20 protein-coding genes are annotated in these 21636 nt (G+C 68.3%); 10 read left to right on the top strand and 10 right to left on the bottom strand.

The genetic code is table 11. The features are described from left to right. Position 1: 1 nt before the first annotated feature. Positions 2-199, bottom strand: a complete 198-nt coding sequence (locus KLK06_RS02530) for a hypothetical protein (RefSeq protein WP_214633601.1) — start codon at positions 197-199, stop codon at positions 2-4. Positions 200-967: 768 nt separating this feature from the next. On the opposite strand from KLK06_RS02530, the gene KLK06_RS62160 reads away from it, so the two are divergent. Then, positions 968-2314, top strand: coding sequence for a hypothetical protein (locus KLK06_RS62160; RefSeq protein WP_214633600.1), 1347 nt, complete (start codon positions 968-970; stop codon positions 2312-2314). A 20-nt stretch (positions 2315-2334) separates the two neighbouring features. Then, complete coding sequence (locus KLK06_RS02520) at positions 2335-3225, top strand: transporter substrate-binding domain-containing protein (RefSeq protein WP_214633599.1); 891 nt, start codon at positions 2335-2337, stop codon at positions 3223-3225. Between the two features lie 5 nt (positions 3226-3230). On the opposite strand, the gene KLK06_RS02515 is transcribed toward KLK06_RS02520, so the two are convergent. Then, a complete protein-coding gene (locus KLK06_RS02515) occupies positions 3231-3896 on the bottom strand; it encodes a hypothetical protein (protein ID WP_214633598.1) in 666 nt (221 codons plus the stop codon). A 48-nt stretch (positions 3897-3944) separates the two neighbouring features. Further along, positions 3945-6812: a tetratricopeptide repeat protein gene (locus KLK06_RS02510; RefSeq protein ID WP_214633597.1), complete on the bottom strand. Its 2868-nt coding sequence runs from the start codon at positions 6810-6812 to the stop codon at positions 3945-3947. 115 nt (positions 6813-6927) lie between these two features. Between KLK06_RS02510 and KLK06_RS02505 the strand changes: the two genes are divergently transcribed. Further along, positions 6928-7389: a carboxymuconolactone decarboxylase family protein gene (locus tag KLK06_RS02505; protein ID WP_214633596.1), complete on the top strand. Its 462-nt coding sequence runs from the start codon at positions 6928-6930 to the stop codon at positions 7387-7389. Positions 7390-7410: 21 nt separating this feature from the next. Here KLK06_RS02505 and KLK06_RS02500 read toward each other — a convergent pair whose 3' ends face one another. Together KLK06_RS02500 and KLK06_RS02495 are read right to left on the bottom strand one after the other, a co-directional pair. Further along, positions 7411-8448, bottom strand: a complete 1038-nt coding sequence (locus tag KLK06_RS02500) for an NADP-dependent oxidoreductase (protein ID WP_250904754.1) — start codon at positions 8446-8448, stop codon at positions 7411-7413. A gap of 45 nt (positions 8449-8493) precedes the next feature. Next, entirely contained in the window at positions 8494-9294 is an 801-nt protein-coding gene (locus KLK06_RS02495; RefSeq protein ID WP_214633594.1) for an IclR family transcriptional regulator, read from the bottom strand. Positions 9295-9463: 169 nt separating this feature from the next. Here KLK06_RS02495 and KLK06_RS02490 point away from each other — a divergent pair, with 169 nt between their 5' ends. Together KLK06_RS02490 and KLK06_RS02485 are read left to right on the top strand one after the other, a co-directional pair. Beyond that, positions 9464-9874: a RidA family protein gene (locus KLK06_RS02490; RefSeq protein WP_214633593.1), complete on the top strand. Its 411-nt coding sequence runs from the start codon at positions 9464-9466 to the stop codon at positions 9872-9874. Next, a complete protein-coding gene (locus KLK06_RS02485; RefSeq protein ID WP_214633592.1) occupies positions 9871-10974 on the top strand; it encodes an aminotransferase class V-fold PLP-dependent enzyme in 1104 nt (367 codons plus the stop codon). The genes KLK06_RS02490 and KLK06_RS02485 overlap by 4 nt, the downstream gene beginning before the upstream one ends. 1 nt (position 10975) lies before the next feature. Here KLK06_RS02485 and KLK06_RS02480 read toward each other — a convergent pair whose 3' ends face one another. After that, positions 10976-12916 carry a serine/threonine-protein kinase gene (locus KLK06_RS02480; protein ID WP_214633591.1) on the bottom strand — a complete coding sequence of 647 codons (1941 nt, stop codon included), beginning with the start codon at positions 12914-12916 and terminating at the stop codon, positions 10976-10978. A 149-nt stretch (positions 12917-13065) separates the two neighbouring features. Between KLK06_RS02480 and KLK06_RS02475 the strand changes: the two genes are divergently transcribed. The 5 genes from KLK06_RS02475 (at position 13066) to KLK06_RS02455 (ending at position 17111) form a co-directional block, all read left to right on the top strand. Then, on the top strand, positions 13066-13869 hold the full coding sequence (locus KLK06_RS02475) for an FHA domain-containing protein (RefSeq protein WP_214633590.1): 804 nt from the start codon (positions 13066-13068) through the stop codon (positions 13867-13869). 168 nt (positions 13870-14037) lie between these two features. Continuing rightward, positions 14038-14298: a hypothetical protein gene (locus tag KLK06_RS02470; protein WP_214633589.1), complete on the top strand. Its 261-nt coding sequence runs from the start codon at positions 14038-14040 to the stop codon at positions 14296-14298. Then, positions 14295-14534 carry an alpha/beta hydrolase gene (locus KLK06_RS02465; RefSeq protein ID WP_214633588.1) on the top strand — a complete coding sequence of 80 codons (240 nt, stop codon included), beginning with the start codon at positions 14295-14297 and terminating at the stop codon, positions 14532-14534. The genes KLK06_RS02470 and KLK06_RS02465 overlap by 4 nt, the downstream gene beginning before the upstream one ends. A 717-nt stretch (positions 14535-15251) precedes the next feature. Then, entirely contained in the window at positions 15252-16442 is a 1191-nt protein-coding gene (locus KLK06_RS02460; protein WP_214633587.1) for a serine hydrolase domain-containing protein, read from the top strand. 81 nt (positions 16443-16523) lie between these two features. Next, on the top strand, positions 16524-17111 hold the full coding sequence (locus tag KLK06_RS02455) for a TetR/AcrR family transcriptional regulator (protein ID WP_214633586.1): 588 nt from the start codon (positions 16524-16526) through the stop codon (positions 17109-17111). 58 nt (positions 17112-17169) lie between these two features. Here the strand turns inward: KLK06_RS02455 and KLK06_RS02450 are convergent, their stop codons facing one another. The 4 genes from KLK06_RS02450 to KLK06_RS02435 form a co-directional block, all read right to left on the bottom strand. Then, positions 17170-18315, bottom strand: a complete 1146-nt coding sequence (locus tag KLK06_RS02450) for an epoxide hydrolase family protein (protein WP_250904752.1) — start codon at positions 18313-18315, stop codon at positions 17170-17172. A 162-nt stretch (positions 18316-18477) separates the two neighbouring features. After that, positions 18478-19197 (bottom strand): GntR family transcriptional regulator, encoded by a 720-nt coding sequence (locus KLK06_RS02445; RefSeq protein ID WP_214633584.1) that lies wholly within the window; start codon positions 19195-19197, stop codon positions 18478-18480. Positions 19198-19249: 52 nt separating this feature from the next. After that, on the bottom strand, positions 19250-20416 hold the full coding sequence (solA, locus tag KLK06_RS02440) for an N-methyl-L-tryptophan oxidase (RefSeq protein WP_214633583.1): 1167 nt from the start codon (positions 20414-20416) through the stop codon (positions 19250-19252). After that, complete coding sequence (locus KLK06_RS02435; RefSeq protein ID WP_214633582.1) at positions 20413-21603, bottom strand: aspartate aminotransferase family protein; 1191 nt, start codon at positions 21601-21603, stop codon at positions 20413-20415. Before KLK06_RS02435 ends, solA begins: the two co-directional genes overlap by 4 nt. Positions 21604-21636: the final 33 nt, after the last annotated feature.

Genomic DNA, 21636 nt, shown 5'->3' with positions numbered 1-21636 from the left:
ATCACGCTGATCCGTCGCCCCTATCCCGGTCACGCCGATCCCGGCGCCAGTCTGCGATCCCGCGAAGAAGGGGGAAGACGGTGCCGATGAACGTGCCCCACATGAGCGGCACCCCGCCGAGCTGATAGCCGACGGCCATCAGGGCGACGACGGGCGCGGCCGTCAGGAGAGCGGTGAGCGTACCCGGCAGGAGGAACATCACCACACGCCGGGCAGACGCGAGAAGGGCGTACGCCCTCCAGAGGATCTTTCGGAATTTGAGCGAATGAGCGGGATGTGGATTGGCCGTGGTCTGTCCGCTGACATTGTGCTTCATTGGAATCGACCTCCAGAAGCTTTGATCTGACGGAGGTTGGCCACTGAGCGGAGGGGTGCCCGATTCGGCTGGCAGCCTGGGGACACAGGCGGCACGACATCAGCCATTGGGCGCTCCCCGCTCAGGGGTGTAACATGTAATTTCCTTTCTCATCGGACCGATCTGCTGGTATGCAGCTATTTCCACAGGTCGGCATGGAGGGGCGGGGGTCCCGGTCACGAGCTCACGGGGTTGATTTCGCTCCTGACCGCCAACATCATCATCGACGCTATGTGACCTTGTCTTCTCGAGTATGGTGCGAGGTCTCCCCTGCGTCACCCCTGCACAGCGGCTGGATACTCACGGATTCCTCCGTTTCTGGACGCCTTCATCCACGTATTGCGGGACGTCCGTACGGAGCTTTCATCGACAATCCGGAAGTTTCGCCCATTCTCGGAGCCTTCCCGCGGAGTTCGGAGCATCTTGCTCCGTGGCGACATTCTCTGGCTTCCCCGTGACTCCACGCTTCGCCCGCGCTTCCCGACTAATTCCAGTTATCCTCCTTCTTATAAAGAGCTCTTCCCGATGTCTCCCCGATCCCGGGAGCCCGGGAGACGGCGGGAGGTGCAGCAGGCAGTGGCGCGGGCGCACCGGGAGCCAAGACCTTCCACCGTGGAGTTCATCGTCCTGCTCCGGGCACTCGGGATGGCGGTCGAGTCCCACGGGGTGTCCCACGCGCAGGTGGAGCGACTGCTCTGCCAGCGCATCACCGCAGGTCGCGACGCCGAGAGGGCACTGCACGAGCAGCCGCCCGCCGGGGTGGCCGAGAGCCTGCGGCAACAGGTGGCGCGCAAGAGGGCCGTGGAGGAGAGCAGGCTGGCCCGCCTCGACGCCCGCCGGGACAGAGCGGGAGGGCAGCGCATCGGTGAATTGCTCTCCGGGAAGTCCCCGCGAGGCGCGATGCCTCCCAAGCCGCGCGTCGAAGTATGCGTGGACGTGTTCCTGGAGGTCTTGGAGGAGAAGGATCCCTCCGGCTACACCGCGGGCCGCTACGGCACCCTGGACATGTGGCTGGAGCTATGGCGCGACGCCGACCAGGGGAACATGCCGAGCCTCGGCCGACGGGCCAGGACGGTGAGCGGCTACGTGGACATGGCCCGGCAGCAGCTCACGGCCTCGGCACCCGCCCGGACGGACCCCGCGCCGGCGGACCAAGTGACCGCGCCCCACCCCCTGCCAGTGCCCGTTGCCGGAACCGGAGCTGGGGCCGGGGCCGGGGCCGCGACCGGGGCCGCTGAGCCGCTCGGGAACGCCGACGTGCGGCTCGGGCTCGCGCAGGAGCACGGAGACGAACTCGCCCGGGCCAGGGCCGAACTCGCCCAGACCAAGTCCGACCTCGCCCGGACGCTGGCCGAGCAGGACCTCGCCACCAGACGCGCGGACGGCGCCGGAACCCCGGCCGGGGCGGAGCCGACGCGGGAAGGCGAACTCCACCGGGCCGCCACCGCGCGGTTCAAGACCGTCATCCTGCCGCTCGCCGTCGTCATCACAGCGCTGATCACCTATCTCGCCACCGCCCTTGTCTTCCAGGCGGCCCCCGCCGGCGGGGCGCACACCCCGGACGTGGTCCTGCGGTTCAAGGATCCGTATGAGCTCACCCCCGGCCGCGAAGGCGTGCGGATCCCCCTCGGCCTGGCCTCTCCCGCGACGTCCCCGGCCACCGCAGACGCGGGCGAATGGACGATCACCCTGCACCTCAGCCTGGCCTCGGAGTCCCTGGCGGACGCCTGCGTCCACGACTCCCGGCTCACCTACACGCTGATCGGCGACGGCAACCAGCTCGCCTACGGCCCGCTGTCCGCCGGGCAATCGAAGATCACCACTCCGCCCATCCCCGTCGGCGACCTCGGCGCGATATCCGACCTGCAACTCCACATCGTCGTAGCGGCAGGAGAGTTCGGCAAAAGCTGCAAGTTCACTCTCGACCCATCGGACACCACGGCGCACCGGGTGCGCTGAGCCCAGCAAGGAGACCCATCGTGCGCTCATGGTGGTGGATCGTCGTTTCCGGCACATTAGCGATTGTCTTGATCTCCTGCGGGCAGGCGCCCTCCGCAGGCTCCAAGCCGCCCGCGCACAGCCGCTTCTACCAGGACTCCAACCTGCGCATCGGCTCCCACGGCGACCAGCCGGGCATCGGCCTGTACGACTTCAAGACCAACACCTGGTCGGGCCTCGACGTCGACGTCGCCTACTACGTGATGGGCAAGCTGCGCATCACGTTCACCCGCGACAACAATCACCTCCACCCCGTGCAGACGGCGGACCGGGACGACCACCTGCTCAAGGGCATCGACAATCTGATCATCGCCAGCTACTCCATCACCGACGGCCGGATCGGCAAGGGGATCACCTTCTCGATCCCGTACCTGCTCAGCTTCCAGGACATCCTCATCCGGGAGAGCGACAAGAACAAGATCAAGTCCGTCGAGGATCTGCGCGCTCGCGACGTCTGCACCACGTCTCCGGCCAGCACGCCGTACCAGCATCTTGATGCGCTCAACAAGAAGTTCAGCCCCAAGATGATCCTCGACCCCCAGGCCAGCATCGCCCTGTGCGTCGACAGGCTGCTCGCCGGCGACACCGACGCCGTCGTCACCGACAACGCGATCCTCTACGGCCACGAGGCCGCCAATTCCGGCCTTTACCTGGTGAACACCAAGGTCTGGAACCGGCCCGAGCAATACGGCATCGGCATGATCGCCAAGACTCCCGCTGACGCCACGGAGATCAACAACGCGATCAGGGACATGATCAAAGACGGCACCTGGGCCAAGTCGATCGTCGCCAACTTCTGCCCCAAGAACACTCCACCCGACCGCCCCTGCGACCTGGCGCAGACCTTTCTCCGCAACCCTCCCACCGGCTGAATCGGCTAACTGTCCGCTGACCCGTTCAAAGCCTCCTGGAGCTTGGCCGCGGCCTTCGCGGCGGCGGTCCTGGTGAGCCCGGACTCGAACCGGCCGTAGAAGCCGCTGTGCTCCAGGAGGACCATGGTGTTCTCGTCCCTGATGATCACGATGTCGACCGCCATCGTCGGCCCGACGCTCGCGGACGGGTTCATTGAGCGGAACTTGATCCCGTATGTCCCAGAACCGAGCTTGCCGACCGACAGCTTGCCAATCGTGTCCGTGACTCCCTTGCTACGGGCCTTGACGTGGCCGCAGTCACGGACCATGACCTTGGCCGCCCGCTCCAGCCCGGAGACCCGGGCGGCGGACCCGCTGACGACGAACTGGCTGACCCCCTCCGTCACACCGTCCCGCATCAGCCAGGTCGCGGTCTTGCTCCGGTAGAGCGGGACCAATCCCTTGATCGCCTTGGCGCACGCCTTCGTGTGGGTGGCATGGGGGTCCAGCGGGTCCCTGTTCCGGATCTTGTTGAGCACGAAGTCGGTGCCGAGATCCTCCGGCACGAGCAGGGCGGCCTTGAGCTGGTCCGGCGACGGCGCTCCGACATGGCTTTCGGCCAGGGCAGGAGGGGAAACAAGGAGCGCGCCGCCCAACAGACCGGCGGCCAGAGTCCAACGCTTGAAGATCACGTCGGGCACCTTAACAGTCGGGGTGGCTGGTCGGGGTGGCCGGTGGGCTCAATCCAGCTCCGCCAGGAACGCCTCGACTGCTCCGGCGTCGGGCACCCCCAGGTCGGCGTACAAGTCCCGCGCCTGTTTGGCGTGATCGCGAGCCGCGTCGACGCGGCCACGATCGCGATGGACGTGCGCCAGTCCCTCGTGGGCGCGCGCCTCCTCGGGCCGATTGCCCAGCTCGCACGCGATGGCGAGGGCGTCGCGGTGATGCGTCAGAGCTTGGCCGGGATCACCGAGAGATCGGCCGGTTTCCCCCAGTCCGTTGAGCGGCGCGGCTTCGTCGCTCCGGCTGCCCAGTTCGCGATAGAGCTCCAGCGCGCGCCGGTGATGGTCACGGGCTTGCTCGTGCTGCCCCTGCCGTTGGTGGACCTGGCCGAGCAGGTCCAGCGCGCGGGCCTCACCGTTCCGGCTGCCCAGTTGACGGTGCAGCTCCAGGGCCCGGCGATGATGATCGAGGGCTTCCGCGTATCGTCCCTGCCGTTCGTGGCTGATGCCGAGACTGCTCAGCGCGTACGCCTCCCCGACGCGGTTGCCGATCTCACGGCTCAGACCGAGCGAGTGCTCCAGATGATGGTCCGCCCGCTCGTACGCGTGCTGCCGCAGACACACGTTGCCGAGGGTGTTGTGTGCCCGCGACTCGCCGAGCCGGTCGCCGACCTCACGGCACAGGTCCAAGGCCGGCCCGCAGATCTCGTACGACGCCTCATAACGCCCTTGTCGCCAGTGAACCCAGGCCAGATCGAGCAGCGCCGACGCTTCGGCGGCCTTGTCACCCCGGCGGCGGGCGGCCTCCAGCGCCTTCGTGTGCAGAGTGATCGCGTCGGCATGACGAGCGTGACCGTCAAGGTAGGGATGCAAGATGGTGGCCAGTTGGCCGGCGTGGACCGGCCAGTCGCCGTCGGCCGCATGACTGCCCGCGGCGACGAGGTTGGCGCGCTCGGCCTCCAGCCAGGCGGCCGCTTCAACGGCATCCCGGAACGGCACGGTCTCCGGCTCCGTACCGGGGATGGCGGACCTGCGGAGCTTGCCGAACGGATAGAGAAGCTGGATCGCCGCGACCGTCGTGCCCCGGTAATGGTCGAACAGGCGGGTCAGGGCGTCATGCCGGGCGTCGGCGGTCTCTTCGGCGGACGCGGTGGCGCGCGCGTGTTCGCGAAGCAGGTCATGGAAGGTATACCGACCAGGCTCATGCTGCGCCAGGACATGGGCGTCCAGCAGATCCTCCAGCAGCGTCTCGGCGTCGGCGGCGGGGACGCCGGCCAGCGCGGCGGCGGCATGGGCCTCGGTATCGCGCCCGGGGTGCATGCCCAGCAACCGGAACATGCGTTGCCGCTCGGCATCCAACTGCTGATACGACAGCGTGAACGCGGCCCCGACGCCCCTGTCCGACGTGGACAGTTCGGCCAGCCGGCGACGCTCGTCACGCAGCCGGCCGGCCAGATACTCGACGGTCCAACGCGGGCGATGATGCAGCCTCGCGGCGGCGATCCGTACGGCCAGGGGCAGAAACCCGCACAGTTGCAGCACGTCGAGGACCGCACCCGGTTCGGCCTTCGTCCGCTCTCCCACGATCGAGGCGAACAGCCGCACCCCGTCCCTGGCCGGCAGTACGTCCATGGACAACGCGCGGGCGCCGTCGAGGTCGACCAGCCGGTGGCGGCTGGTGATCAGGATGAGGCTGTCGGAGGCGCCGGGCAGCAGGGGTTTCACGTGGTCGGTGTCGGCGGCGTTGTCCAGCACGATCACGACCCGGCGCGCGGCGAGCTCGGCCCGCCACAGGGCAGCGCGTGCGGTGACCGAGGCCGGGATGCGTTCGGCCGGCACCCCGAGCTGGCGCGTCAGGGTTTCCAGCGCGGCACCGGCCTCGATCGGTTCGTGCCCCGCGGTGTGCGCCTGCAGGTCGACGAACAGTTGTCCATCGGGGTACCGGTCGGCGAGCCGATGCGCGGCGTGGATCGCCAGCGCGGTCTTCCCGATGCCCGCCATCCCGTCGATGGTCAAGATCGTCAACCCGGATCCGAGTCCGGCGATCTGGTCAAGCTCGATGGCCCGCCCGGCGAAGTCCGGGATGTCGTACGGCACGAAGTTCGCCCGCCGCTCGGGTTCGCGTACCGCGGCTTCCGACGGCTGGACCTGGAGGTCCGGATCGTCACGGAGGATGGCCTGCTCGATCGCCACGAACGCCCGGCCGGGATCCAGCCCCTGCCGCTCCACCAGCGACTCCCGGAATCTCCTGGCCACCGACAACGCGTCGGCCTGCCGTCCCGCGCGATGCAGGGCGAGCATCAGCTGACCCGACAGGCGTTCCCGCAGAGGGTGCGCCGCCACGTGCGCGGACAGCTCGTCGATCAGGTCCTCGTGCCGGCCCAGCGACAGCTCGGCCTCGGCCAGGCGCTCGATCGCGGCCAACCGCCGCTGTTCGAGCCGGCTCCGGGCACTCTCGACGTAGTCGGCGTGCACGTCCGCCAGCGGCTGACCCCGCCACAGTGTCAGTGCCTCGCGTACTTGACGGGTGACGGCACCCGGATCGGTCTCCCTTTGGGCAGCCGCCAACTGGCCGGTGAACTCATCCAGGTCAAGCCATTCAGGGTCGATCGTGTATCCACCCGACCGGGTCACGAGCGACTGCGCCGCCTTCGCTTCGCGGAGCACCCGGCGGATGGCGGTCACGGCGGCCTGGATCTGCGCGCGGGCGGTGTCCGGCGGCGTCACACCCCACACCGCGTCGCTCAGCTGATCGGCGCTGAGGACGGTGCGGGCGTGCAGCAGCAGGTACGCCAGTACCGCACGGTGACGTGGCGCCAAACCGGTCAGCTCCCGGCCGTCGGCCATGACCTGTACGGGGCCCAAGACAGCGAACCGTACGCCCACCCTCGCCTCCCTCAGGCGCGCATTAAACGCCCATAGCGGACGCATCGCGAATGTATCAACCCGGCTCCCGATGATGAGTTCACCGCACAGCAAGCCGAGAAAGGAAATCTCGATCATGGAAGCCCGCATGAAGAACCCGGCGTTCGTCCTCCCCGAGACCATGAAGGGGATCCAGGCCATCTACAAGGGCATCTACCAGGGCGGTGCGCCCCAGGAGCTCCTGGAGCTCGTCGCCCTGCGCGCCAGCCAGATCAACGGCTGCAGCGCCTGCGTCCACGCGCACATCCAGAACCTCAAGAAGTCCGGCGAGTCCGATGAGCGCGTGGGCAATGTAGCCGCCTGGCGCGAGGCGCCGTTCTACAGCGACATCGAACAAGCCGCGCTGGAGCTCACCGAGGCCGTCACCCGGATCGCCGACCGGTCCGCGGACGCCGTGGCGGACGACCTCTGGGACAAGGTCGCCGATCACTTCGACGAGAATCAGCTCTCCGCGATCATCCTGACGATCTCCATCACCAACTTCTTCAACCGCATCAACGCCACGATCAAGGAGCCCGCCGGCGCGTCCTGGGCCTGACCCAACGGTCCAGCCCCCTATTTACGGCATGTCCGTAGATAAGGGGCTGACCACGTCCTTCTGATCCGCGACCTGGACGATCATCTTGCCGATGTTCCGTCCGTGCAGCATGCCGAGAAATGCCTCGACTACCTGGTTGAAACCGGTGACCACCGTCTGGTCCGCGACGAGGCGTCCCGACTGGATGTGCGGAATGAGCAGCGCCTCCAGCTCTCCCTGCAGGTGACCGTACTCGCGGACCAGGAAGCCCTCGAGGCGGATGCTCTTGCCCACCACCTCGTAGAGATTGCGCGGGGCGGCCGGTGGCCGCTGGGCGGAGTTGTACTGGGAGATCGCGCCGACCCAGACGATGCGGCCGTGATCGCGCACGGCGCCGATCGCCGCCTCGAGGTGTTCGCCGCCGACGTTCTCGACGCAGACGTCGACCCCGTCGGGAGCCGCCTGAGCGAGCAGTTCGGCGACCGGCCGCTGGTGGTAGTCGAAGGCGGCGTCGAATCCGAGCTCCTCGGTGAGGTGCTTCGCCTTGGCCGCCGAGCCGGTGCTGCCGACGATCCGCTTGGCGCCCATGATGCGGGCGATCTGCCCTGCCGCGGTCCCGACACCGCCCGCGGCGCCGGAAATGAACACCGACTCCCCCGCCCGCAGCCGCGCGATCTGGCTGAGCGCGACATAGGCGGTCAGTCCGGTGCCACCCAGAATGCCGAGATAGGCGCTGATGGGAACGCCTTCCGTCACCGGCAGGACACGTGCCTCCGCGGGACTGACCACGGCATGCGTGCGCCAGGCCTTCCGGTGGAAGACCAGGTCCCCGACCAGCAGCCGGGAGTCCCGCGACGCGATGACCCGCCCGATGGCGCGTCCTTCCAGCGGGCTGTGGAGCTCCCAGCCCTCGTCCATCAGCTCACGCATGTAGGGATCGACGGACAGGTAGACGTTCTCCACGAGGGCCGTGCCGGGGGACGGCTCCGGAACGGGTTCCGCCACGAACACGAACTCGTCACCCGTCGGCGTGCCCAGGGGGCGGGCCACCAGATGGACGGCTACGGACGTGTCAGCCATGACAACCTCCTTCATGGACCGAGCGGGTCACCGCATCGGCGAAAGTCAGGCGCGCGCGGCCTGTGGCACTGTCAGTCGGCCGGTGCGCAGCAAACCGGTCGCTATCGAAGCGGCTTCGCGTACTTCCGTGGTCAACCACAGCCGCCTCTCACGGAAACGGTCCGCGGGCACGGACACCGTGAACGCGCCGAACGGCGAGCCGGAAGCGTCGTAGAACGGTGCGGCCACGCAGGACACACCCTCACAGAACTCCTCCAGGTCCAGCGCGTACCCCTGCTTGCGCACGCGCGCCAGCTCGGCGACGAACCTGTCGTAGTCGGTGATCGTGTGCGAGGTGACCGGCGCGAGTTCCACCCCGTCGAACATCGCGGCCACCTGCTCGTGGGGCAGGAAGGCGAGCACGGCTTTGCAGGAGGCGCGCGCGTGCATGTGGCCGGTGTAGCCGACGTCGAGATTGCCCACGCTCACCGCATGCAGGCCGGACAGGTAGTGCTGCAGGGTGAGCGTGCCGTGATACCAGCCGGACAGGTAGGACGTCTCCTGGGTCTTGTTGTGCAGTCTGGTGAGGATCGCGGCCAGCTCGGGCGACGGCCCTGACCGCTGCTGGAGGTGCCGGCTCAACGAGGCCGCACGCGGGCCCACGTCATAGCGTCCGCCGGGCAACCGGACCACATGTCCGGTGGCCAGCAGTGTGCGGAGCAGGTGGTAGCACGTGCCGATCTTGATGTCGAGCTTGCGGCTCAGGACCTTCGCCGTCGCCGTGCCGTCGGCCGTGGCCACGGCTTCGAGCAGCGTCAAACCGCGCTCCAACGTGTGCAGTACGGTCTGCGTGTTCGAATCGGGCATCAGCCACCTTCTTCCGGCTTCCGGCGACCGCTACTGTGCGGCTTGAGCTCGGCCTTGTGCACAAGAATGAAGTGATTTTTCGATTATCTGAAATCCCGCCAACGGACGGCTGAAAATCTCGACCGCGCTCTCCTAACGTGTGCCTGCGATCCGTACGAAGGAGTAACCGATGATCCGCCGCTGGAACCCGGTCAATCTCGCGCCGCCGATCGGCCAGTACAGCCACCTGGCCGCCGTACCGGCTGATCACGAGCTGGTGTTCATCTCCGGCCAGGTCGGTACGCTGGAGGACGGCGCTCTGTCCGGCCCGGACGCGGAGTCGCAGACGCGGCAGGCCTTGGCCAACATCGAGCGGCTGCTGGAGTCCATGGACGCGGGGCCTGAGCAGCTGGTGAAGCTGCTGACACTGGTCTCGGGCGCCGAGCATCTCGAGGGGTACCGTGCCGCCAGAGAGGCCGTGTTCGCCAGGTGGTACCCAGAGGGTGACTGGCCCGCACACTCACTCGCGGTGGTGGCCGCGCTGGCCGCTCCTGAGCTGACGGTCGAGATCGAGGGCATGGCCGCGGTGCCGCGCCGGTGATCTCCCGCCCGATCACCTCGGCCCGGTTCCGGGAGCTCTTCCCCGCACTCCGTTCGACGGTCTGGCTCGACACGCCCGGCGCCCCACCCGGCGCGCGGCCGGTGGTGGAGGCGATGCGGGAAACGCTGGCGGCCTGGTCGTCTGGCGAGTTCGACTGGCTCGACTGGGACGGGGCCGCTGAGCAGGCTCGCGTCCTGTTCGCGCGACTGACCGGTGTGGCTCCCGCGACGGTGTCGACGCTGGGCTCGCTCGGTGAAGCCGCGGCCACGGTGGCGGCGTCGCTGCCGCCGGGCCGGATCGTGGTACCTGCCGAAGAGTTCCAGAGCAACCTGTTCCCCTGGTCCGCGCGGCACGAGGTGGTCACCGTACCGGCTCGGGGCGGCACGACGCGGGTGGAGGACCTGATCAAGGCGCTGGACGAGCGCGTCTCTCTCCTCGCGGTGAGCGAGGTGACCAGCCGGGAGGGGCAGCGGTTGGACCTCGCGGCCTTGCGAGCCGCGACCGACCGGGTGGGCGCGCGGCTGTTCGTCAACCTGACCCAGTCACTGGGTGTGCTGCGTTTCGACGCGGCCGGGATCCGTCCCGACTACTTCGCCGTGCACGGCTACAAATGGCTGCTGTGCCCGCGAGGCGCCGCCTGGCTCGTCACCAGGCCCGACCGCCTCAGCGAACTGAAGCCCCTCGTGCCGGGATGGAAGTCGACAAACCCGCCGTACCAGTACTTCGGGGGTCCCGCGAACCTCGCGCAGGATGCCAGGAGAGCCGACGCCTCACCGGCCTGGTTCTCCTGGATCGGCGCCAAGGCCGCACTCGAACTGCTCACCTCGCTCGACGCCGATCAGGTCGAACGGCACTGCCTCGGGCTCGCGGGGCGGCTGACCGACCAGGCGCGGGCGATCGGCCTGCGGAGGGTGACGGACGGACCGGGATCCCACATCGTCGTGCTCCATACCGACCGGGCCGACCACGTCGCCCTGCGGCTGCGTGAGCACGGCGTGCGGGCCACCGCCCTGAGCGACCGGATCCGCTTCGGCTTCCACTACTTCAACCAAGAGCCGGACGTCGTCGCGACCATGCGCGTCCTGGGCGGAGGGCGGTGATTCAAGAACGGGCGGGAGTGGCCGTGAAGTACGGGGAGACGTCCAGCTTGTCCGGCGCCTCCAACAGCCTGCGCGTCAGCTTGCCGTCGAACCCCATGACGCGGACCTCGTCGTTGGTCGCGTTGTCCAACTCCCAGCAGTAGAGCCGCGACTCGTCGTACCAGCCGAGCACCTTGTCGCAGTCGGAGGAGAACTTGCGGACCTGATGGCCGGTGCCGGCGTCCCAGAGGCAGTGATCGCCGTCGCCGCCGCCCGGGCAGTCGGTCACGAACGTCTTTCCTGAGGGCGAGAAGATGTCGCGGGTCCCGGACGCCAGCGGCCCGACACCCGATATGTCCCGCGTGGGCTTGCCGGCGGCGTCGAAGAAGCGCAGCCCCTCGTCCTTGCCGTAGACGATGACCACGCCTTCTTCTCTGCCGTCCCAGCCGAAGTCGCTGTCCCGGATCGAGTCGTCGGCCACATTGATCACACTGACCTTGCTCTCGGCCACGTTGATGATCGCGAAACCCACGGTGATCCAGGCGTCCTTGCCTTCCTTGTTCTTGATCTTCTTGTTGACGTTGAGGAGGACCTTCGAGCTGTCCTTCGACCAGGAACGGAGAGCGGTGTCCAGCGGCTTGCGTACGGTCTTGACCCGGAAGCTGGAGCCGGCCGGCCTGTCGGAGAGAAGGATCGAGTCGTAGCCGTCCGAGGTATATCCGTACGGCCTTCCCGCGAGATACCGGCCGTTGGGCGAAACCAGCGACTCCACGTTGCCCGGATACTTGTCGAACGTGCCCCGCAGCGATTGCCGGGCATAGTCGATGTCGTCATCATTTTTCTGGTCATCGACCTCGTACGCCGTCAGCGTGACCGGGTCGGACGGGAGCTCGTAGAGCGTGATCGAGCCGCCGGGCAGCGTGGTCTTGACGGGGGTGGCCGGGGCCGGAGTCGCCCCCTTCGACGATGTGGCCACGAGTTCCGGCGGGGGCGTGGGCTTCCGCAGCCACCCGGGCACGACCACCCCGGCCACCACGACGACCGCCACGATCAGCGCCCCCGCGCCGATGAGGATCGGCCTGCGCGACGGCCTGGTGCGGTCCGCATGCGGAGCGGCCTGTTTGGTTCCCTCCACGAGGGGGTCGGAGTCGGGCTCCGCGTTCCGCAGCAGGCGCAGGATCACCTGCTTGGCCGTCGGCCGCTGCGCCGGGTCCTTGGCGAGGCACTGCTGCACCAGCTCACGTAGCCGTCCACCGAGCGAGCCCAGATCGGGCGGGTTCCTGAGCACCCTGCTCATCACGGCGTGCGTCCCGTCGCTGCCGAACGGCGCTCGCCCGCACGACGCGAAGACCATCGTGGCGGCCCAGGAGAACATGTCGGTCGCGGGTCCGAGCCCCTGCCCCATGATCTGCTCGGGCGACATGTAGGCAGGCGTCCCGATCTGCGTGCTGCTCGTCATCGTGGCTGGGCTCAGCGTGCGCGCGATGCCGAAGTCGATCACGCGCGGCCCACCGGCGCCCATGATGACGTTGCCGGGTTTGAAGTCCCGGTGCACCACGTTCGCCTCGTGGATCGCGGCAAGCGCGGTGGCGGTGCCGATGGCGAGCCGCTCCAGGTTTCCGCCGGTGAGCGGGCCGTCGTCCCTGACGATCCGCTCCAGGGAGCGGCCCTCGACGTACTCGCTCATGATGTACGGCCGGCCCTGCTCGACGCCCGTGCTGAGGACAGTGGCGGTGCAGAACGGCGCCACCCGCCGGGCGACCTCCGCCTCGCGCAGGAACCGCTTGACGCTGTCCTCGTCGTCAGACTGCTCATGCCGCAGCCACTTGATCGCCATGCGCGCACCCATAGGGGTCCCGGCAAGGTAGACGACGCCCTGCCCGCCTTCGCCCAACTTGCCGAGGAGCTCCAGGCCACCCAGCTTCTGGGGATCCCCGGGCATGAGCGGCGTGAAGTTTGGCATGCGGTAATTGTGATGCTACAGAATGGATCTACCACAAGCTTACTAATCAGTAACTCTTCCCGAACATCCTTCTGTCAAGGCCGCCGGGACCCCTCCCGAGAGTCGGCGGCTACCGTGACTCCCGGAGGCGTGTGGAGATGGCGGAGACGATGCGCAGACCCCTGAGCAAAGTGGACATCCTGCCGAAGGAGTCCGGAACCCTCGCCGACGGCCTTCCTCCTGCCGTGCCCGGCACGCTGTACGTCCGAGGAACCAACGGCGGGATACGCGTCGCGCCGGACGCCGGGTTCGATGTGGTGTTCGGGCGTTGCGAGCCGGATGTCCATGTCTGCGTCGGCCCCAACGACCCGTACGTCAGCCGACAGCACGGATACATCACCTACCAGCACGGGCAGTGGATCCTGTACAACCTCGGCACCCTCCCCATCCGCCTTCCAGGCTCGCGGCTGGTGCTCACCGGACACCGGGCGGCGTTGCCGGTGGGGCACACGCCGCTGTTCATCGTCGCCCCTGAGCAAGAACACCTGCTCGAAGTACGGATCGTCATGACACCACCGAGCCCGGCCACGGCGAACCGCCATGAGGCCGACACCCGCGACCCGCCCAAGTGGCGCCTGAGCCCCGTCGAACGCCTGGTCCTGGTCTGCCTGGGCCAGCGATACCTGCGGCCCGAGCCCTGGCCGCAGCCGCTGACCTGGGCACAGATCGCCGACGAGCTCGGTCGCCTCAGGCCCGGAGAGGGGTGGACCGGGAAACGGGCCGCCCACATCGTCTCCCAGACGCGCAAGCGGCTCAGCGCCGAGGTGCCCGGACTCTTGGAGGAGGAGATCCCGGCGCCGCTGGGCAACACGCTCAACCACAACCTGATCACCGCGCTGCTGGCCACCGCCACGATCGGCCCATCAGACCTCCGGCTCCTCGACGAACCACGCTGGGGCGACGGCGACCCCTGATCACCCGCTGACCACCCGGAGGGGGTGGGGCAGACCCCACCCCCAACTCTCTGGCACACGCCGGTGACCAGGCGGCGCCGCTGCCGAACGATGGTCGGCATGACAACAGCTTCACCCCGCACAGGCGCGCCAGAGCAGACCCGGACCCGACGCGGTCCCCGCCTCATCGTGACGCCGATCCTCCTGTCCGTGGCCCTGACCGGCCTCGCCTGCACACCCGGCCGGTCAGGAGACGCGGCCGCCGCTTCGACCCCCACCGCGACCGGTGCCGACCGTACGAGTCCCGCCGAGGCCCGCCGGGTGGACCAGGTGCCCACACCCGTCCTGCGCTGGACGACGTGCCGGAAGACCGCCCAATGCGCCACCGCGGAGCTCCCCCTGGACTACGACGATCCGCACGGCGCGACACCGCCGCGCCCGTCCTGGTGATCGGCAACAAGTGGGATCCGGTCACCAGCCACGACAGCGCGGTGAGCGTGGCGCGACTGCTGCCGAGCAGCCGCCTGGTCTCCAGCGACGGCTGGGGCCACACGGCTCTGCTGACGTCCGCGTGCGTCGACAACGCGGTGTACGACTACCTGATCCATCCGCTGGCCCCGGCGCCGAAGATCACGCGCTGCCGCGGGGACATCCAGCCCTTCGCCCCGTCGCCGTCCACCCACTGACCCGCGCGGATCGCGCTCGTCCCATTGCGCGAGTCCACCGCGCGAGCGAACCAACCTGCCGTTCCGGGTCTGACCCGCGGCTGAGAAGCGCGACTCCCCCGCGCCCACCATGGGCGCGGGGGCATCTGTGGTCCGGCCACCTGGTCATCGACAGCGCGGGTCCAGGCATTGGGCGCACGCGATCACGCCGCTCCCGCTCCGGAAGCGGCAGATCTGAAAGTCGCAGCACCCGATCCATTCCGGGGGCGGAGCGTACGCCGCCGCCTCGGCCCTTGGCACTATCCAGCCGAGCATGACGCTGCCGATCGGACCGATACACGAGTACGTATGCGTCGCCTATCGCCGTGGTTCTTAGGGTTGCGGTGCCCGGCCATGGCGAAAGGAGTGGACCTATGTCAGGACTCGTCGCGAGTATTGTCCTCGTCACCGAACTCACGGTGCTCAATCTGCTGCTGACGTTCGGTGTGATCCGGAGGCTCCGCGAGCACACGGATCTTCTCGCTAACGGAGCGACACCAGTTCTAGGTGAAACGCCCGCTCTGTCGGTGGGCCGCCTTGTCGAAGACTTCGCCGGCAGCACGACCGACGGGGAGCCGGGCGTACCGGCTACGCGACGTTTCTTTTCCTTGACCAGGTTGCTACCCGACCGACCGGTAGATAGGCTGCCGTCCCGTGAGCCGACCTACCGGTCGGTCGAGTGGGGTGAACAGGAGCAGCATGGACGTCACCGAGGTTCACGGGACAGTCGCCAACGGCTTCGAGCCGGTGATGGCCGCCCTTCAGCGCAATTTCGCCCAGGACGCCGAGGTGGGCGCCGGGCTGACCATCTACCAACACGGAGCGCAGGTCGTGGACCTGTGGGGCGGCTTAGCCGACCTCGGCACCCGGCGGCCATGGGAGCGCGACACGATCGCGGCCCTGGCCTCGACCACCAAGACCTTCGCGGCGGGAGCCCTGCTGCTCCTGGTCGAGCGGGGTCAGGTGGACCTGGACGCTCCGGTGGCAGCGTACTGGCCGGAGTTCGCCCAGAACGGCAAGGGCCAGATCACCGTTCGGGTGCTGCTCAGCCACCGCGCGGGACTGACCTCGATGGAGGCCAGACCGATCACCTGGGAAGACCTTCGGGACTGGACGCCGATCACGGACACCCTGGCCGCCGCCGCACCCGAATGGCCACCCGGCACCGCGCACGGCTATCACGGCGTGACCTTCGGCCACCTGGCCGGTGAAATCGTCCGGCGGGTGTCCGGGATGAGGTTGAGCGAGTTCTTCGCCCGCGAGATCGGCGCACCGCTCGGCGGCCTCGACTGCTACATCCGCGTGCCCGACAGCGAGCTACCGCGGATGGCCACCATGGTGGTCCCCGACACCGAACAGGTCATGCTGGGCATGGAGCTGCCTGAGCTGGCCGACATGGTCCACGCTCTGAACGATCCCACCACGCTGACGTACCGCTCGATGTTCGGCAGCATCGCCATCGGGTGGGACGCCACGAACGACCCGAGCACCTACCAGGTGGAGAGCCCGTCCATGGACGGTGTCGCCTCCGCCCCATCGCTGGCGCGCTACTACGCCGCGTTGATCGGCGAGGTGGACGGCGTTCGGCTCCTCAGCCCTCAGCTCGTGGACCAGGTCCGGCACTCCTACGGCGACGGCATCGACGAGATCCTGCGGGTGCGGACGTCGTGGGGGCTCGGGTTCGCGCTGCCCGGCGGCCCGATGTGGCCCGTGCCGGAGAAGATCGCCGGGCTGTTCGGGCACAGCGGCGCCAGCGGCTCGTTCGCCTTCGCCGACCCCGAGCGCGGCCTGGCCTTCGCCTACGTCCCCAACCGCGGCTCCGAACTGCTGGAAGGGGGCGATTTCCGGGTCCGCGGCCTGATCGAGGCGCTGTACGAAGCCCTTCCGTAGCGCCGCGTGGATTTGTCAACCGACCGATAGGTAGGCTGATAGGTTGTCACGGATCGAATCACCGAACCCGGAGGACCACAGTTGCCTCGTATCGAGTCGGGCGACACCCGAAGTCGCATCATCGAGACGGCTCGGGAGCTGTTCACCACGCAGACCTACCGCGCGGCCTCCATGCGCGACATCGCGGAACGGGTCGGCATCACCAAGCCCTCGCTCTATCACCATTTCCGCAGCAAGAGCGAGATCCTGGCGAGCCTGGTGAGCCCGCCGATCGACCAGCTCGAGGCGACGATCGCCGACGCGGCTTCCCGCTCGTCTCAGGCGGAGATCAGGCAGCACGTACTCGGCGGCTGCCTGGACGTCATACTCGCCCATCGCGAAACGATGACGCTGCTCCTGCGCGACGCCTCGGTCTACGGCGACGAGACGACCGAGGTCATGTCGAGGATGGTGGCTGTGGTGAACCGGGCCATCGAGCTGCTCACCGGCCCCGATCCCGACTGGCGACAGCGCGTACGCGCGGCCCAGGCGTTCGCCGCGGCCACCGACCCCATCAGCCACCTCGCGGACGTACCGGTGGACGATCTGCGTGCCGAACTTCTTCGCGGCGCGAGCGCGATTCTCGACCTCGAACCGATCGCCGCGTCCGTGAGACCGCAGGTGCCTTAGACGAGCGTCCCTTGCCTGCGAGGTTTCCGCGGGCAAGGGACGGTTTCATGGTGTTCGTTTATCTGAGAGGGGCGAAGAAGGAGCGCAGGTCCTCCGCCACCTGTTGGGGCTCCTCATGGGCCATGAAGTGGCCGCCACGTTCCGGCGTGTGCCAATGACGCAGGTCACGGCACACCCGCTCGACCATGCTCCTGGGCAGGTTCACGAGCGCGGGCTCGTTGCTCAGAGTGACGGCCGCGGGCACCATGATGGGTGGGACGGGCTTGTTCATCGGGTAGTCGTAATACTGCCGGAAGGACGATCCGATGGTGCGGGTCGCCCAGTAGAGCGTGGCGACGGTCAGGAGAGTGTCCTTGTCCCAGCGGGTCTCCAGATCGCCGTCGCAGTCGCTCCAGTCACGATACTTGTCGATGATCCAGGCCAGCAGCCCCGCCGGCGAGTCGATGAGGGCGGCGGCGATCGTGTCCGGCCGCGTCCACATGATCTCGCTGTAGCCCTGGTCCTTCAGGTCGTAGGCGTCGAGGGCGTCGAGGAACGCCTGCTCCTCGGCCGTCGCCGGCTGCTCTCCGAAGTCGGTGGTCACCACGGCTGAGGTGATGTGCACTCCGGCGACCTCGCCGGGATACAGGGCGCCGAGCCACTGCGTCACCCCGCCGCCGATGTCGCCGCCGAAGGCACCGAAGCGCGCGTACCCGAGCGTTTCGGTCATGAGGGCGTGCCAGATCTCCGCCACGCGCCTGCGGGTGAACCCGCCCTCGGGCAACGCCGAGTACAGGAAACCGGGCAGGGAGGGGATGACCACGTCGAAGGCGTCGGCCGGGTCACCGCCGTACCGTGCCGGGTCGGTCAGCCGCCCGACGAGCGGCAGCATCTCCACGAAGCTGCTCGGCCAGCCGTGAGTGAGGATCAGCGGCAGAGGCGCGGGCGCGCCCTCCGCGCGCCGCCCCCGCACGTGGACGAAGTGCACCGGGCGTCCGCCGACCTCGGCGACGAACTGCGGATGGGTGTTGAGCGCCGCCTCGGCGCGGCGCCAGTCGAATCCGTCCGCCCAGTAGGCGACCAGCTCACGCAGGTAATCGGGATCGGTTCCCGCGGCCCAGTAGACACTGTCGGACGGCGTGGTGAAGAGGGTACGGGCGAGCCTGGCTCGCAGGTCGTGCAGAACGTCATCGGACACGGAGATCCGAAAAGGCTTGACTGTCATGTTCCTTCGCTCAGGAGTGGTCGAGTGACGGACACTCCTGGGGCGCAGTCAGACGAAGGCGACGGCCAGGAGTGCCCGGACGGGCTGATACGTGGTCATCGGGCACACCTCCTCATATCGGGAAAGACCGAACACAACGTACCACCACCGGGCAGGAGGATGTCAGCGAGATATGCGCGAGGAGACATCGGCCAGGACGACGCCGCTCGCCGCCCGGGTCGACCGGCCGCCGGCGGTGATGAGGCCTTCCAGCACACGCTTGCGGCTCGCCTCGATCTGATCGACCACGATCTGGCGGGCTCGCGCCGCGTCACGAGCGAGGAGGGCGTCGTGCAGGTCGTGGTGCTCGTGCATCATTTCCGAGGCGTGGTCGCGGTCGCCGAGGCTGATGAAGAACAGGCGCTGCATTTCCTCCAGCAACACCTGCAGGGTGTTGGCGAGCCGTTCGTTGCCGCTGGCGCGGGCGATGCGTACGTGGAATTCCCGGTTGTCCTGAAGGAACTGCTGGTAGCTACGGGTGTCGTCGTGTGTGTAGGTCTCGTGGGCGAGTTCGTGCAGGGCTTCGAGCTCCGCCTGCGGGGCGCGCATGGCGGCCAGTTCGACCGCGGCCGGTTCCAGCAGCAGCCGCATCTCGAACAGATCCTGGACGCTGGCCAGTGTCACGACGGTGACGCGGTAGCCCTGTCGTGGAAGTACCTCGACGAATCCTTGCTGTACGAGCCGGCGCAGCGCCTCGCGCACCGGCGAGCGGCCGAAACCGGTGCTCTCGGTGAGGGCGGCCTCGTGCAGTTCGGCGCCGGGCGCGAGCTGGCCGGTGAGGATGAGGTGTTTGACATGCTCGTACGCGTTGTCGGTCGCGCTGCGAGCCTTAGCCGTTGTCATGCCTGCCACATGACGATGATACGTCTAGTGATACATCACTAACCGGCATCGATCATGCCGGGGTCAGAGCGTCCGGCGGCCATGGCGCCAGTGAGCGGCTCGGTGCGAGGAAGCCGACATCACGGGTGGTTCGCCCCTCGATGACCAGGTCCGCGATGATGTCTCCGAACACGGGGGCGAACTTGAAGCCGGAGCCGGAAAATCCGCAGGCCAGGATGATCCTGGACGAGTCGGGTGCCGGTCCGAGCAGGGGCTGGCCGTCCGTGGTGTAGCCCTCGAGGCCGACTGTGGTGGCCACCGGGTCGGGATGCAGGCCGGGGAAGAACTCGGCGACCGTGTCTCGGAGGCGGCGTAGCAGCGCGGGGCCGACGGTCAGAGATGGGTTCTCGGTGTCGTACACGATGGGGTGGCCGGCGGTGTAGACGCCGATCTTCACGGTGGCGCCGTCGACGGTGGGAAATCCGTAGGCGTTGACGTCTCCGACGCGTTCGAAGACGCCGCAGACGTCCGGCCGATACTGGTCGATGTTCTCGGGCACGTACCAGGCCTGCGCCACCCGCCGCGGAAGCACGGTCGCTCCCGCCAAGGGGACCAGGTCGCGGGCTCGTGCCCCCGGGGCGAGGACGACGTGCCCGTAGCGCCGCGTCCCATGCACCGTACGCAGGACGACACCGTCGTCGTCCGGTTCGATGGCCAGGACGCGGGTGTGGTCGAACAGGGTCGCGCCGAGTGTTCCGGCGTGTCGTGCCGCCGTGACCACCGACAGCTCCGGCCGGAGGAATCCCGCGTGCGGGTCGGTGACGCCGGCGTCGGCCGGGCACACGCGGTGCTGCGGGTAGCGGGTTCTGAGTTCCGCGCTGTCCAGCCATTCGTGGTCGAGCCCGGCCGACAGCGCCGACTTGTGCGCGGCCACAAGTGCGGGTGTGTCCGACGGGCCGAGGATGACACCGCCGACGGTGTGCAGGAGGTGACGGCCTGTCGCCCGCTCCAGGGCGCGCCACAGGCCGAGTGCTTCCAGCGCGAGCGGGGTCATGCGCGGTTCGCGCTGGCTCTGCACCGAGAACCGCCGCGTCTGCCCTGAGGAGGCCCCGCGGTCGTGGCCGATGCCGAACCGTTCGTAGCCGGTGACCGAGTGTCCGCGCTCGGCCAGCCGCCAGGCGGCCATCGCCCCGATGGCGCCCAGGCCGACGACCGCCACGTCGGCGTCATAGCCGCTCACGCGCTCACCGTCGCGGAATCGTGGAGTTGCCCGGCGAGCACGCCGGCCGCGTACTCGATCTCCTCGGCGGTGATCACGAATGGCGGGCAGATGTGCAGGGTGTTGCCGGCGAGCAGACGGGTCAGCACTCCGTTCTCCCGGGCGCCGAGCACGACCTTGGCGGCGTCCACCTCGGGCTTCAGCTCGACACCGGCCATCAGCCCGACCGTGCGCACCTCTTGGACCGAGGGCGAGTCCACGAGCGGCGCCAGGGCTTGAGCCAGCACGGGTGCCAGCTCGGCAGCCCTGGCCACGAGCTGCTCCTCGTGAAGAATGTCCAGGTTTTCGAGGGCAACGGCACAGGCGGTGGCGTGGCCCGAGTAGGTGAGTCCGTGCCGGAAGATCGGGGCCTCGGCGCCGGTGAAGAACGGTTCGGCCACGTGCGGCGCGATTCCGACGGCGCCGAGCGGGAGGTAGCCGGAGGTGATTCCCTTGGCCAGGACGATCATGTCGGGTTCGATGTCCCAGCGCCGGCACGCGAACCACTCGCCGGTACGGCCGAAACCGGTGATCACTTCGTCGGCGATGAAGAGGATGTCGTTCTGGCGGGCCAGTTCGCGCAGTCCGGACAGGTAACCCTCCGGCGGCGCATGCACCCCGCCGGTGCCGATGACCGGCTCGGCGACGATCGCGGCGATGGCGTCGGCGCCGATCCGCTCGATCACGGCGGCCGTCTCCGCCAGATCGCTCCGTGGTACGCGGGCGGTCTCCGGGATGAGCGACTCGGTGCCGTAGCCGTCGCGGTTGAAATCCAGTCCGGCGATCGAGGTCCCGAATCCGTGCAGTCCGTGATAGGCCCCGTCACGGCTGAGGATCACCTTCTTGTCCGGCCTCCCGACCACCTGCCAGTATCGCCGGGCCAGTTTGCAGGCGGCGTCGATGGAGTCCGAGCCCCCGGAGGTCAGAAAGATCCTCGGATCCGCGATGGGCAGCAGGCCCGCCAGCCGTTCTGCCAGGTCCAGGGCTGGACGGTTGGCGTGCGCGCCGAACAGATGGTAGGTCTCCAGGGTGCGGATCTGCGCCGCGGCCGCATCGGCGATCCGGGCGCGCCCGTGTCCGATGTTGGCGTGCCAGAGCCCGGCCGGCAGGTCGAGCAGCCGCTGTCCGTCCTCGGTGGTCACCCAGGCGCCGTCGCCGGAGGCGATCACCAGACGTTCCTGGCAAGCAGTGGGCATGTATGT

Source organism: Nonomuraea sp. NEAU-A123 (genome assembly GCF_018603905.1).
GTDB lineage: Bacteria > Actinomycetota > Actinomycetes > Streptosporangiales > Streptosporangiaceae > Nonomuraea.
Note: the sequence above shows the minus strand (reverse complement) of the source record. Positions and strands in the feature narration are given on the sequence as shown.